The sequence below is a fragment of the Providencia sp. PROV141 genome (assembly GCF_028481645.1).
Lineage (GTDB): Bacteria > Pseudomonadota > Gammaproteobacteria > Enterobacterales > Enterobacteriaceae > Providencia > Providencia rettgeri.
The window spans coordinates 1-13,162 of record NZ_JAMPPR010000035.1 but is presented as its reverse complement, the minus strand read 5'-3'; the positions used below and the strand labels follow the sequence as shown (position 1 = coordinate 13,162).

Genomic DNA, 13,162 nt, shown 5'->3' with positions numbered 1-13,162 from the left:
TTTTGTTGCGTTTTTTGTATTTCAAAAAATAAAATTGTTCACTTTATGAGCGGTTCTGATTGTTTTGCCACATTACACAAGGCTTTAATTGGTGAGATATGAAAAGTAATAAATTAAAGACCAGTATAGATAGCTTTCAGAAAATACTAACTGAACAAATTGGCATGGAATTATCGCATCTTAGAAAAGAGAAAGGGCTTAGTGGTAGTGATCTAGCTAAAAAATTAAAGATATCACAACAACAAATATCTCGTTATGAAAGAGGAATATGTAGCATTAACTGTGGAATGCTATTTTCAATTTTATTTTATCTAGAAATTAGCCCGAGTGCATTTTTTGAAAGTGTATCATTGAAAATAAATGAAAAAAATCCTAGTGCTAATTCATTTATTCACAATAGTGAATGTTTATCCGATGAAAAGGATAACTATCATTATATTTTTAATCGACAAACAGAAATTATTTTAAATTCTTTATACAGCAAATAGTTATTTTAAAAATAATAAATTCTAACTATACCCTACATCATGTTGGGTAATCATCACGTTGTTATATATAAATGAGGTTCAAATGAAAAAAGTATTTTTAGCCGCACTAGTTTCTGCCGCTATTGCATCTCCAGCACTCGCTGATCAAGGGCATGGTAAAGTCACATTTAAAGGTGAAATCATCGATGCACCTTGCTCAATTAGTTCAGATTCTATTGACCAAACAGTATGGTTAGGCCAAATCGCTAACTCTGTTTTAGCGAATGGCGGTACTTCTAGCGCGAAGCAATTCAATATTGAATTGGAAGATTGTGTATTCCCGAAAGATGCAGATGATAAAGTGTACAACGATAAAGTGAGTATCACATTCTCTGGTTCTAGCGCTGCTTTTAATTCTAAATTACTCGGTGTAACAGGCTTAGATGCAACAGACCCAACTATTGCTGGCAACGTGGGTATTCAATTAACGGATACTAATGGCGCAGCGTTAGATATGGGAGTTGCAACAGCTCAAGAACATCAATTACAAGCGGGTGATAATACATTACGTTATAGCGCTTATGTACAAGGTGCAAACGTTGCGGTTGATAAAATTCCATTAGGTAAATTCGAAGGCGTAACTAACTTTACCTTAACTTATAACTAATTGATTAATTTAAGAGGAATACCTTTGTGTTCCTCTATTAATCACCAAATTAAGTCAGAGGTTAAAGTGAAAGGATTTATCTATTTGCGAAGCAAAGTATCTTCCCTATTTCTTCTAACATTATTTCTTTCGCCACAAATGGCTGCATCATCTCATGGATGGGGTAAAGTCACGATGAATGGCGAAATAGTCGATACTGCCTGCGCAATAGATATTGGGTCTAGGGATCAGACCATTAATATGGGGGTACTTCCAACAAGCTATATCCGTGAAGTTGGGAAAGGCCCCATAAAAGAATTCAATATTAAGCTCATTGATTGTCGTTGGGAAAAATATTCGAAAGATAATAACGAATGGAATTCACTCGAAGTCACTTTTGATGGTCCATCAGAAGGAGATTTTTTCACACTCTCGGGTGAAGCAAAAGGAGTGCAATTGGCATTGCATGATATATCGGGATATTCCATTACACCAGGAAAGCCATTACCTGCATTAGGAATTACGCCAGGGACAATGATCCTGAAATATCAAATGCAATTAGTCACCAATTATCATCCTGTTAAAGCGGGTAATTACCAAACCTTATTAAGGTTCAAGGTCGATTATTATTAATTCTAAGAAATTATATTGGTGTTTTAGGGATGTTTTTTATGTTTTTTAAACAACACAAAATAAATATAATAACGACAACGATAATGATTACATTTGGATCATTATCCGCTCAGTTATATGCTGCCGATACCATACAATTTAATACGGCATTATTTGATTTAGAAGACAAAAAAAACATTGATATTAAGCAATTCTCACGTGCAGGCTATATTATGCCTGGTATTTATCCCCTCAAAGTACAAGTAAATAAAGAAACTTTACCTGAGCAACGGTTTTCATTCTATGCGCCAGAAAACGACCCTGAAGATAGTCTCGTTTGTATCACACCAGAACAAGTCCAGCAGCTAGGATTAACAGCCAGTTCGTTGAAGCAAATTACGTGGTGGCATAATAATGAGTGTCTTGATTTACGCAGTTTGCCTGGTTTTCAAGCTCGAGGGGATTTATCTGACTCTACGTTGTATCTGAGTATACCTCAAGCCTACCTTGAATATAGAACAGCTAACTGGGATCCGCCTTCTCTGTGGGATGAAGGAATTTCAGGGGCTATTTTAGACTACAATATAAACGCAAGAGTGAATAAGCCTCATGATAATAATAGCAACTATAATGTGACAGCAAATGGTGTCGCAGGTGTGAACCTTGGTGCATGGCGCTTTAGGGGAGATTGGCAGGGGCGTACTCAACGAGAAACTGGCTCGAATAGTAAAAATGAGCATGACTTTCAATGGAGCCGACTATACGCCTATAAAGCGTTAACCAGTATTAAAGCGAAATTGACCTTGGGTGAGGACTATTTTAACACTGATTTATTCGATAGTTTTCGATTTACAGGTGTTGGCTTACGCTCTGATATCTTAATGTTACCACCTAATTTACGTGGGTATGCACCTGAAATAACAGGTGTTGCGACGACAAATGCGACGGTGATTGTTAGCCAGCAAGGGCGAATTATTTATCAAGAACAAGTCGCCGCGGGTCCTTTCCGTATTCAAAATTTAAGTGATGCGACGACGGGAAAACTAGATGTTCGAATCGAAGAGCAGGATGGTTCGGTTCAAGAATATCAGGTTGAAACAGCCAATATCCCTTATTTAACTCGACCAGGTAGTATTCGATATAAACTAGCGATGGGTCGCCCAACAGATATGGATCATCATGTCAATGGAGATACATTTGCGAGTGGTGAAATGTCGTGGGGTGTCACTAATGGTTGGTCATTGCTTGCTGGTTCATTAAATAGCCAAGACTATAATGCATTCAACGTGGGTGTCGGTCGTGACTTATTGGCATTTGGTGCCTTATCTTTCGATATTACGCATTCTATTGCAAATATTCCTAATGATAAAAAACTTACAGGTAATTCTTATCGAATAAACTATTCAAAACGTTTTGATGACTATGATAGCCAAGTTCAGTTCGCAGGTTACCGATTCTCAGAACGCAGTTTTATGACTGTAACCGATTTTTTAACGGCTAAAGATTCAGGTGAGCGTCAAGGTAGTAATAAAGAAATGTATGTGATTTCTTTAAATAAAAACTTTAGAGAATCGAGAATTACAGCTTATTTAAACTACTCGCACCAAACCTATTGGGATAAGCCAGAAAGTAATCGCTACAATTTAATGGTGACAAAAACCTTAGATTGGGGAAGCCTGAAGAATATTAATATTTCGTTATCGGCCTATCGCAATAAATATAACGAAACAAATGATGATGGCCTGTATATCTCAGCTTCAATGCCTTGGGGAAATGGTGCAAATATTGGTTATTCATTACAAGCAACACGGGATGATACTGTTAATCGAGCAACCTATTATGACAAATTGTCAGATAGAACCAATTATCAAGTTAGTGCAGGTTCGACCAACAAAGGTGGAACCGCAAGCACCTATATTACCCATTATGGTGATAATACTAAGTTAACTGCGAATGCCAGCTATATTCATAATAATTACACATCATTTGGGGTAGGGGCACAAGGCGGATTTACCATGACTTTAAATGGTGCGGATGCTCATCGAGTCTCAAATATTGGCGGAACTCGTTTGCTGATTGACACCGATGGTGTGGCTAAAATTCCCGTATCAGACCGAGGGATCCCTATTGCATCAAATGCATTTGGTAAAGTGGTTGTCCCTGATTTAAATAGCTACTACCGCAGTAAAGTTAAAGTCGATTTAAATGCATTACCGAATAATGCCGAGGTAACGGATTCTATTGTTCAAGCGACACTAACAGAAGGTGCGATTGGCTATCGCAAATTTAATGTGTTGTCTGGTGAAAAGATGATGCTTTCAATGCGTATGTCTGACGGTTCTGCACCGCCATTTGGCGCTCAGATCACGAATTTGAAAGGAAAAGAAACGGGAATAGTCACTGATAATGGATATGCCTATGTTAGTGGTATCAACCCAAATGAAGTCATGATTATTCATTGGGGTGGTGAAGCACAATGTGAAATTAATTTTCCTGAAAATTTAGAAACAATTAACCAAGGATTATTTATTCCTTGTAAACCATTATCAAATAAACGTAATGAAGCAGATAATAATCTGTAAATGAGTGATTGCTATGAAAAAATTAACTAATTTATATATCAGTACTATTTTATTAAGCAGTTTAGTTAGCGTAAGCGCATTCTCGGCAATTGCTTTAGATAGAACCCGAGTTATTTTTAATGGCGATCAAAAAAGCGTTTCAATTACTATTACTAATAAAAATAACCAGCTACCTTATTTGGCTCAAGGGTGGATTGAAAATATTCAAGGGATAAAAATCACTTCACCGTTTGCTGTATTACCGCCGGTGCAGCGAGTTGAACCCGAAAAATCAAGCCAAGTCCGTATCGAGGCGCTTCCTGAAATTAGTCAGTTACCTCAGGATAGAGAAAGTGTTTATTACTTTAATTTAAGGGAGATCCCGCCAAAAAGTGATAAACCGAATGTTTTGCAATTAGCATTACAGAGCAAAATTAAATTATTTTATCGTCCTAAAAGTATCATGCTAAGCGAAACAGAAATGCTGAATAACCCTTGGCAAGAAAAAACACAGCTTATTAAGCAAGGCGACCAATATATCATTAAAAACCCAACTCCCTTTTATATCACGATTATTGGTGCGGCTGAGCGAAAAGATTCACCAGTAAATCAGAATTTTAAGGCAGTTATGGTTGCACCATTTAGTGAAGAAAAATTAGGAGTTCCAAGTTCTACTGTGGGGGCGAATCCGGTATTGACCTATATAAATGACTATGGTGGCCGGCCAAAACTTCAATTTAAATGTCAAGCAAATACATGTCAGGTTGTTCCTGAAAATAAATAGAGAGGAAAATGATGATTAATCAAAAAAGCTTTTCCTTACTCTTTGGATTATCTCTCATATTTCATTCAGCTGTGATATATGCGGCATCAAATAATGCCATCTATAACACAACAGGCAATTGGAATGTTGAAGGTGCAAATGGCAAAATTTTCGTTTATGGATCATTAACGGAGAGTGCATGCCATTTATCGATGGATTCTGCATTTCAATCCGTTGATTTAGGAAATATTGAAACTGCATCATTAAAAACAATTGGCGCCCAAGGCCACAAGACGCCGATAAACATCGAGTTATTGGATTGTATCGAAACCCCAACGGTTTTGAGAAACAATAAATCCGGTAATGTTACATGGAGTATTTCCCAGCCAGGTATGAAAATTAGGTTTATCACGCCAGTTGTTCCTTTTAGGCCGAACATAGCGAGAGTTGAAGGTGTTAATGGGCTTGGATTACAGATAACTAATCCTAAAGGAAAAGAAATTGCTTTTGGTGAGTACAGTGAACCTGAGCTTATTTCTACGGGACAAAATATTTTAACTTATTATGTAACTCCCGTAAGAATTGCAGAGAATTTACAGGCTGGAGCTTATCGAAGTGTTATTTCTTTTCAAATAACTTATGAATAATCTTAATAGGTTTTCTGATATAGCATTGAAGGTATTTATATGAATAACTTAAATTTCAATTTTTATAAATTTAAAAAAATAATACTCTCGATGCTATTAAGTTTGTTATTTTTTCCGTTACTGAGTCAGGCAAAAAATGGTCAAATCGGTGAAATTAAGATACGAGGACAACTTGTCGCTGAAGCTTGTACAGTAAGACCTGGTGATGAAAATATCATTGTGGACTTTGGTACTATTGTTAATAAATACCTCTATATTAACCAAAAAACGCCACTTGAAAATTTTAATATTCATTTAGATGACTGTGATAATAGTATCTTTAGAACGGTGACCGTTAAGTTTACAGGAAGCGAAAATACTCGTTTACCTGGCCTTCTTGCATTAGATTCTGGCAGCATGGCTTCTGGCATCGGAATTGAAATCTTAGAATATAGTGGTAAAAAAATTCCTATTAATAGTACGACGCCTGCATACAATTTAGAGAATGGTACGAATATTTTAAGTTTTAATGCGAATGTGCAAGGGGAACCTGATGCAATAAAAAATAAAAGTATTGCGTTTGGCCATTTTACTGCAACCGCTATTTTTAGTTTAATTTATGATTAAGGTATCAGTAACAATGAAGATATTAATATTACTTCTCGCAACCTTATTATTTTCCCCGACTATTTTTGCTTTCCAGTGTAAAACTAATGGAGGACAAGAAGTTGGTGGGGGAACACAAAGTATTTATGATGTTCCTCTAGATAATGATATTTTTGCTGTACCTAATCGTATAAATGAATTCGCGGATGTGAGTGATTTTATGACCTGCCGTAATGAAGCCCCTAGTGCTTATGTTGATTATTTAAATGTGACTGGTGCTGACCTTGGCCCCACATTTAAGAATAACCCAGAATTAAAAGCAGGAGTGGTCGTGCGTGGTGCTTACTATTTAGCACCATTTAGCGGTAAAGAAATTCAAGTATTTCGTTTAACCACAGCAAGTGAACCTTTACAAATTAAATTATATTTACAGGTAAATGTTAAACCAACGCCATCTGTTTTGGTAAGAAAAGGCGATTTGCTGATGACGTTAGATCTCCATAAATATGCGACATTTGTAAATAGTAATCAGCATATTGACCATGCTTATTTTAAATGGAATTTCTATGCGGGTAATGATGTGGTTGTTGGAACGGGTACGTGTGATATCAATGATAACCAAATCATCATCGTTGATTTTGAAACAGTAAATGCATCGGGCATTTCAACGGTGGGAAGTGCAAGCCGTTTTCAACGTAACGCAGAAATCACTTATAGTTGTGAAGATAATAATCTGACAGCGCCAATAAAGATGATTATAAGTGGAGAAACTTCGACTTTTTCATCTGACGCTTTACTTGTTAGAACTGGAGATATTGGTAGTCAAGGTCCTATTATGCCGGGATTAGGTGTTGAGATTTATCATCAAGGGCAAAGAGTTTCCCCTATGAATGGACATTTCGATTCAAAAATAGAAAATGGGCATGGTAGAGACACACTGATGTTCACGCTAGTTAAAAAACCTAATTTATCTCCAAATGAATTGATAGAAGGCCAGTTTAGTTCAGCAGCTACCATTATTATGTCCACTCCGTAGTTATTGAAGTAGAGAGGTTTTTATGTGGATAAAAACCTCTATTTTTTCTCATCAACTCTCTATGGTTACTGAGTAAATCGTGTTTATAAAAAAGCACAATATATTGATGGTTTTTTATAAAGACATTTTAGATAAAATAAGTTAAACACGCCGAATTTTGAATTATCCTCGTTAGCATATTTTCTTAAATAACATCACATAATTTCTCTATCAATGAAGCTCAAAGCCTATCAGGTCTCAGCGGCTACAGGTATAATCACATAATTATCTGATAGATTTAGAGGCGAAGATGGCAAAACTCACCTTACAAGAGCAAATGTTAAAAGCAGGATTAGTCACCAGCAAGAAAATGGCAAAAGTGCAAAGAACAGCTAAAAAATCACGCGTTCAAGCGCGTGAAGCAAGGGAAGCCGTAGAAGAGAATAAAAAAGCGCAGCTTGAGCGTGATAAACAACTGAGCGAACAGCATAAACAAATGGTGCAATCCAAAGAGTTTAAAGCACAAGTTAAACAACTTATTGAAATGAATAAAGTTGATATTTCAAAGGGAGATATTAGCTTCAATTTCACAGATAACAATGTGATCAAGCAAGTTGTTGTAGATAAAATAACACAAACACAGTTGATCAGCGGCCGTCTGGCGATTGCTCGTTTAGCGATTGAGAATAGCGATAACAATGAGTATGTGATTATCCCTGCAAGTGTAGCGGATAAAATTATGCAAAGGGATGCGGATAGCATTGTATTAAATAATGCATTGAGCCAAGAAGAGCTGGATGAAGACGACCCATACGCAGATTTTAAAATTCCTGATGACTTAATGTGGTAATACTCGTTATAACTTGAATTGAAGTACTGCTAGTGATGTGCATTTACAGGGCTGGGCAATTTATTTTGCCAGCCATAAAATGAGACAGTGGTTGCTTGGGCGTTAAAACGGGCTAGCACAGCGAGTATTCACTCTTTCTTGGCTAATGGGATGAACAAAATGTAGTTCGCTGGCGTGCAACATGAGCCGAGATGCATGCTCTGGTATTTGGCCCCCATATAAGTCACAGCCTAATATAGGGTGGCCTAATTGTTGGCAATGAATACGAAGCTGATGCGTTCGACCCGTTTCTGGAACTAATTGGACTCGAGTTACTGGAAGTAATGTGCCACTATCTAAAGGGTGATACAGGCGTTCAATCACGTGATAGTGGGAGCGGGCAGGTTTGCCATTAATTTCGCAAAGAGACATGCGAGGAAACAGTGCTGGGTCTCTTGCTATTGCAGCATCAATGATACCCTCATCATCAGTTAAGTGACCACAAAGTAGAGCTTGATATATTTTAATTACCGTTCGTTGGCTAAATTGCTGGCTCAGAGCGGCATTCACTGCTTTATTACGCGCAATCACCATCAATCCTGATGTACCAAAATCGAGACGGTGAACAAGAGTACATTCAGGGAAGATTTGTACTAATCGGTGATGGACTGAATCTAAATTTTGTGGGTTTTTTCCTGAAAGGCTGAGTAAGCCACTTGGCTTATTAATAAGGGCAAGATGCTCATCCTGATAGATAATTTCTATCTTACCGTGGCAGGGCGGCGCAATAAAGGTGTCGATGATTTCAGTCATTAGCCTTTCCAACAAAAAATAGCTGTTGATAATAACTAATTTTTAGTATGCAGGCGAATACTTGCCGCTTGCATCGCGTAAATTTATCACTCAGACTAAAAGTAAAGCCGTAGTCTGCACACGCATTGTGCTCTATACTGCGCGTTGTAAAAACTGAGTCAATAAAAGATTAATTAGGCGGTAATGGCGATGAATGGAACGATCACAACATGGTTCGAAGATAAAGGTTTTGGATTTATCAAAGATGAGAATGGCGATAACCGTTATTTTCATGTGGTTAAAGTTGCCAACCCTGAGTTGATTAAAAAAAATGCCGTAGTTACTTTCGAACCGACGACAAATAATAAAGGGTTGTCTGCATTTGCGGTCAAAGTCATACCTGAAAGCAAATATATTTATATTGCAGGTGAGCGCATTAAGATTACATCCATAAAATCTTATCGAGTTTATTCGGTGGAAGTGCCTGCTGATACACGTATTGATAAAGAAAATACAGTGTTATCAATTGGTGCCTTGATGAATAGTATTAAACCTAAATCAGATAAACCGGACCAAATGCGCTCCTTGAAAAAGTTAGAAATTAGCACATTACATGGAACCGCTTTAACATTTTCAGAAGATGAAATTGATATTGATGAGGCTGTGAAGCAACTCAAATTTAAGTGATTTTTTGTAAGGCAAATAGCGCTCAAGGGAAGCGCAATTTGCTTGTTTATCATGTTATTCTTTCTTCTACTCCTTTCTTTTAGAATTTCACGATACCAACGAGGATGAGGCTTTCTTACCTCTCCTCTTTATTATCGTGATGTTCTGATTGAGAAAGTGTTTCTTTGTTGAGCGCTATTATCTTTTAGAATCGGATAGGAAATGAGTACGCAGCAATTATATAGAACGCATAAATTTAATATTACAAATAGAATGCATCAGAATATTCTTATGAATTGAGTAAGGTATTATTTAGAGCAACTATAGCTATGGAGTAAAAAATAATAAATATTAATTTAAGTGTTAATAATATCTAACTAATTGGTGTTTTTATTACACCTCGTAGTTGTTAGTAACACTTTCCCTTTCTACTCATCTAGCGTGTTAAATTTAGCGACAAATTATGTATAGATATTAATTTAAGTGTTTTCAACTGTATTAACTCTATTTTTGCATGATTTCTGGTTTTTTAATCTAAAAAAATGCGTAGGGTATTAGTTGGTTTGACCATTGTTTGTGTAACCGCATGAAATCAATTGGAAATAATAATTTGAAACCTATTCAAAAAACATAATGATGCATTTTTCGCTTGTTTGACAACTTATTGGAGTATAATTAATATTATCCACGCACTCCGGTGAACGAGTGTTTACCAAATAAATACTAAGACATTTTAAAATTAAGTTTTTACGAAAAAGTCAATTATTTATTAAATAGCCAATATGAATAAATTGTTTATTAATGGGTATTTAAATAATGATGTTTGGATTTTTTTAATCTGTATTAATAGAATAAAAACTTAATCTGAAATATAAAACTTTAAATATCTATTAATTTAAAAAATTAAATTAATATTTTCTCACATACTTAGGAATGATGATTATGAAATTCAATAAACTTGCTCTGATTGGCGCATTCACTGTTGCAACTCTTTCTTCTCAAGCTTTTGCCGCTCAAGATGCAACAGTTAACTTTAATGCTCGTTTAGTTGCTGCAACTTGTGATATTAGCGCTTCTAAAGATTTAATCAGCTTAGGAACTCACTCAAACGAAAAAATTGATACTGCTAAAGCATTATCAGAAGCAAACTTTAACTTAGTTTTAAATAACTGTACTAAAGTTTATAACGGTGACGCAGGTGGCAATAACGAAGCTGCAAATGCAACTTCTGTTTCTATCTTAGCTACGGGTGAAGCATTAACTGGTCACTCAGATATGTTTGCTGATGCTCAAGCATCACAAATCGGTGTTAAGTTAGCGGCTGGTAAAGCAAAAACGGCTATCAACCCTAACACTGCAACTGAAATTGCAGACCTGAAAGTTACTGGTCAAAATGACTACATCATTCCAATGGTTGCAGGTCTTTATGCAACAACGACTGATGCTGTCGCTCAAAACTTAAACGTACCAGTAACCTTCAGTGTTGCTTACGACTAATAAAAGTCGTCCGTTAGTTTAGCTAGTAAGGCAGGCAGTAATTAATTACTGCCTGCTATATAAGAGAAAATAAAATGCTAAAATTAAAATCTCTATTTTTTATCTTATTAACATTTTCATTTGTTGCTCAAGCGGGTGTCGGTTTAAGTCAAACCCGTATTATTATTGAAGAAGCAACTAATTCTGCTGCTATTACAGCTCGTAATGAAGACAATAAATCGTATTTAGTGGCAAGTTTTATTACACAACAATTAGATAGCAAAATACCTTCTGAAGGATTATTTGTCATTACACCTTCTATTTTTAAATTAGCACCGAAACAACGCAATATTATTAAAATTAAAGCAATCTCACATAAGTTTCCGAAAGATCGCGAAAGTATGTATTACTTTCATTCCAGAAATGTTCCTGAATCAAATAAAGCGGATGGCGTTAAAGTTGGACTAGAAAGTGTAATTAAGATTTTTTATCGCCCTGCTAATTTGACAATGATTCAAGAGGATGCATTTAAGAGTATTAAAATAACTCAAAATGCTAATGGCATTAAGCTAATCAATAATTCACCTTATTATATTAATTTAGCTGGTTTATTCGTTAATAACAAAGCAATTAAGTTAAATAAACAAAATAATGTAATTGCACCATTCACTGACATGAATTATACAGCCCAATTGAAAACGGGAGCAGTGAAATGGGCCGTTATCAACGATCTTGGAGGATATAATGAATATCATGGGACTATTGAGTAAAACCTTATTGGTACTGGGAATGGTTTTTTTCTCCAGTCAATTGGTTGCGCAAAATGGACAAATCCAGTTCAAAACCAAGATCATTAAAGGAACTTGTGAATTTGATGATAATAGTGAATTAGATAAATACATCGATTTTAGCCAAAATGGTACATTAATTGCCTCTGAGGTCGATAGCAACCCAATTAATAAACCTATACAAAGTGAAAATTTTTCTTACACCATTGTATGCAAAAATTTCCCTGCTAATAGCGATAAAAAAATTAAAGTAAAATCAAAATCAGCAGCATCTACTCAGTTTAATAACGGTGTTTTCTTTGGTTTAGCAGACACAACTAAAACGGGTTTTTTACTTGAGTCTTGTGATAACAATAATCAGAACTGCCAAGCCGTCAGCGATGGCGGAGTTTCAACGTTTCCTTCTACAACGAGTGATTCCGTTGTCGTTAATTACCGAGTCAGCTTAGTGAAGCGCGAAAATAATGTTAAACCGGGCAATGCGAATGCCGCTGTTACTTTTGAATATTATCAGGATTGATGGTCATGAAAAAAATAAAACAGCGATTACTGACTCTTCTAATGGTGTTCATGTATTACCCAGCAATGGCCGCAGATAACTATCAGATTCAATACGAGTTTTCTGTTTTATTTTTAGCGAAAACCTGTGAAATTGATGTTCCTAATGAAATTATATTAGGCAATTCATCCGGTGTGACGACAATCAGTGAAATTAAGAATGATACAGTGTCAAAAAATTTTTCGATTGGTTTAAAAAATTGCACCAGCACGGATCAAACAACAGCGATTGTTTATCTAGCATCTGGAAATACGTTAGCGGGCAGCAATAATTTCTTTAATGATGACCCTAATGGGGTGATAGGTGTTCAATTATTAGATGGAACACGTGTTATTAGTGCCAACCAAACCGCACTAGCCAAACCTGATGTAGCTTCAATCATATGGGATAACATGAAAAGCACGAGTGAAACAAAAATGATCAATGCTAAATTACGTTGTGCTAAAACAGATTGTGACCCAGATGACGGTGATTTTTCAGCAACCTTAACGATTGGTTATTACGCCGATTAATCACTATTGCGCTAATTAAAAAATAATAAATAGAATAACAAAAAAAATAATTAAATTTGCTCATAAATGAGTTGAATAGCCTATTCATAATTAAACAGTTATGTCGTTTTTTGATATTTGATTATTTAAAGATACCAAATAATTTTAACAAAGATGGAAACAGAGAAATAATATTAATTTCTTTTCAACCAATAATATTGTGCTACTAAATTAACTAAATGTATTTCGGTTGAAAAATAATCCA

15 protein-coding genes are annotated in these 13,162 nt (G+C 35.7%); 14 read left to right on the top strand and 1 reads right to left on the bottom strand.

The features are described 5' to 3' along the window. The first annotated feature begins 98 nt into the window (after nt 1-98). The 9 genes from PSF09_RS19470 to PSF09_RS19430 all read left to right on the top strand — a co-directional run bounded on the left by PSF09_RS19470 (nt 99) and on the right by PSF09_RS19430 (nt 8,146). Complete coding sequence (locus PSF09_RS19470) at nt 99-488, top strand: helix-turn-helix domain-containing protein (RefSeq protein ID WP_004263121.1); 390 nt, start codon at nt 99-101, stop codon at nt 486-488. Between the two features lie 82 nt (nt 489-570). Further along, nucleotides 571-1,134 (top strand): fimbrial protein, encoded by a 564-nt coding sequence (locus PSF09_RS19465; RefSeq protein WP_094960889.1) that lies wholly within the window; start codon nt 571-573, stop codon nt 1,132-1,134. A gap of 66 nt (nt 1,135-1,200) precedes the next feature. After that, complete coding sequence (locus PSF09_RS19460; protein WP_232062925.1) at nt 1,201-1,746, top strand: fimbrial protein; 546 nt, start codon at nt 1,201-1,203, stop codon at nt 1,744-1,746. A gap of 29 nt (nt 1,747-1,775) precedes the next feature. Beyond that, nucleotides 1,776-4,307, top strand: a complete 2,532-nt coding sequence (locus PSF09_RS19455) for an outer membrane usher protein (RefSeq protein ID WP_272684368.1) — start codon at nt 1,776-1,778, stop codon at nt 4,305-4,307. Between the two features lie 13 nt (nt 4,308-4,320). Beyond that, entirely contained in the window at nt 4,321-5,070 is a 750-nt protein-coding gene (locus PSF09_RS19450; RefSeq protein WP_210840316.1) for a fimbria/pilus periplasmic chaperone, read from the top strand. 8 nt (nt 5,071-5,078) lie between these two features. After that, nucleotides 5,079-5,696 (top strand): fimbrial protein, encoded by a 618-nt coding sequence (locus PSF09_RS19445; protein ID WP_210840315.1) that lies wholly within the window; start codon nt 5,079-5,081, stop codon nt 5,694-5,696. A 39-nt stretch (nt 5,697-5,735) separates the two neighbouring features. Next, on the top strand, nt 5,736-6,302 hold the full coding sequence (locus PSF09_RS19440; RefSeq protein WP_272666526.1) for a fimbrial protein: 567 nt from the start codon (nt 5,736-5,738) through the stop codon (nt 6,300-6,302). Between the two features lie 13 nt (nt 6,303-6,315). After that, entirely contained in the window at nt 6,316-7,317 is a 1,002-nt protein-coding gene (locus PSF09_RS19435; protein WP_229597502.1) for a fimbrial protein, read from the top strand. Between the two features lie 289 nt (nt 7,318-7,606). Next, nucleotides 7,607-8,146: a DUF2058 domain-containing protein gene (locus PSF09_RS19430; RefSeq protein ID WP_210840402.1), complete on the top strand. Its 540-nt coding sequence runs from the start codon at nt 7,607-7,609 to the stop codon at nt 8,144-8,146. A gap of 102 nt (nt 8,147-8,248) precedes the next feature. On the opposite strand, the gene PSF09_RS19425 is transcribed toward PSF09_RS19430, so the two are convergent. After that, nucleotides 8,249-8,938, bottom strand: a complete 690-nt coding sequence (locus tag PSF09_RS19425) for an RluA family pseudouridine synthase (RefSeq protein WP_272666527.1) — start codon at nt 8,936-8,938, stop codon at nt 8,249-8,251. 189 nt (nt 8,939-9,127) lie between these two features. On the opposite strand from PSF09_RS19425, the gene PSF09_RS19420 reads away from it, so the two are divergent. The 5 genes from PSF09_RS19420 (at nt 9,128) to PSF09_RS19400 (ending at nt 12,918) form a co-directional block, all read left to right on the top strand. Next, nucleotides 9,128-9,604 carry a cold-shock protein gene (locus PSF09_RS19420; RefSeq protein WP_210840400.1) on the top strand — a complete coding sequence of 159 codons (477 nt, stop codon included), beginning with the start codon at nt 9,128-9,130 and terminating at the stop codon, nt 9,602-9,604. 921 nt (nt 9,605-10,525) lie between these two features. Next, nucleotides 10,526-11,080 carry a fimbrial protein gene (locus tag PSF09_RS19415; RefSeq protein ID WP_272666528.1) on the top strand — a complete coding sequence of 185 codons (555 nt, stop codon included), beginning with the start codon at nt 10,526-10,528 and terminating at the stop codon, nt 11,078-11,080. A 74-nt stretch (nt 11,081-11,154) separates the two neighbouring features. Continuing rightward, nucleotides 11,155-11,829 carry a fimbrial biogenesis chaperone gene (locus tag PSF09_RS19410; RefSeq protein WP_272684367.1) on the top strand — a complete coding sequence of 225 codons (675 nt, stop codon included), beginning with the start codon at nt 11,155-11,157 and terminating at the stop codon, nt 11,827-11,829. Continuing rightward, nucleotides 11,804-12,367 carry a fimbrial protein gene (locus tag PSF09_RS19405; RefSeq protein WP_272666530.1) on the top strand — a complete coding sequence of 188 codons (564 nt, stop codon included), beginning with the start codon at nt 11,804-11,806 and terminating at the stop codon, nt 12,365-12,367. Before PSF09_RS19410 ends, PSF09_RS19405 begins: the two co-directional genes overlap by 26 nt. Nucleotides 12,368-12,372: 5 nt before the next feature. Next, nucleotides 12,373-12,918 (top strand): fimbrial protein, encoded by a 546-nt coding sequence (locus PSF09_RS19400; protein ID WP_272684366.1) that lies wholly within the window; start codon nt 12,373-12,375, stop codon nt 12,916-12,918. The last annotated feature ends 244 nt before the right edge of the window (nt 12,919-13,162 follow it).

Excerpts from the sequence above, each read along its gene's own strand:
- PSF09_RS19470 (WP_004263121.1), top strand. The coding sequence starts at position 99 with ATGAAAAGTAATAAATTAAAGACCAGTATAGATAGCTTTCAGAAAATA.
- PSF09_RS19465 (WP_094960889.1), top strand. The coding sequence starts at position 571 with ATGAAAAAAGTATTTTTAGCCGCACTAGTTTCTGCCGCTATTGCATCT.
- PSF09_RS19455 (WP_272684368.1), top strand. The coding sequence starts at position 1,776 with ATGTTTTTTATGTTTTTTAAACAACACAAAATAAATATAATAACGACA.
- PSF09_RS19450 (WP_210840316.1), top strand. The coding sequence starts at position 4,321 with ATGAAAAAATTAACTAATTTATATATCAGTACTATTTTATTAAGCAGT.
- PSF09_RS19445 (WP_210840315.1), top strand. The coding sequence starts at position 5,079 with ATGATGATTAATCAAAAAAGCTTTTCCTTACTCTTTGGATTATCTCTC.
- PSF09_RS19440 (WP_272666526.1), top strand. The coding sequence starts at position 5,736 with ATGAATAACTTAAATTTCAATTTTTATAAATTTAAAAAAATAATACTC.
- PSF09_RS19435 (WP_229597502.1), top strand. The coding sequence starts at position 6,316 with ATGAAGATATTAATATTACTTCTCGCAACCTTATTATTTTCCCCGACT.
- PSF09_RS19430 (WP_210840402.1), top strand. The coding sequence starts at position 7,607 with ATGGCAAAACTCACCTTACAAGAGCAAATGTTAAAAGCAGGATTAGTC.
- PSF09_RS19425 (WP_272666527.1), bottom strand. The coding sequence starts at position 8,938 with ATGACTGAAATCATCGACACCTTTATTGCGCCGCCCTGCCACGGTAAG.
- PSF09_RS19420 (WP_210840400.1), top strand. The coding sequence starts at position 9,128 with ATGAATGGAACGATCACAACATGGTTCGAAGATAAAGGTTTTGGATTT.
- PSF09_RS19415 (WP_272666528.1), top strand. The coding sequence starts at position 10,526 with ATGAAATTCAATAAACTTGCTCTGATTGGCGCATTCACTGTTGCAACT.
- PSF09_RS19410 (WP_272684367.1), top strand. The coding sequence starts at position 11,155 with ATGCTAAAATTAAAATCTCTATTTTTTATCTTATTAACATTTTCATTT.
- PSF09_RS19405 (WP_272666530.1), top strand. The coding sequence starts at position 11,804 with ATGAATATCATGGGACTATTGAGTAAAACCTTATTGGTACTGGGAATG.
- PSF09_RS19400 (WP_272684366.1), top strand. The coding sequence starts at position 12,373 with ATGAAAAAAATAAAACAGCGATTACTGACTCTTCTAATGGTGTTCATG.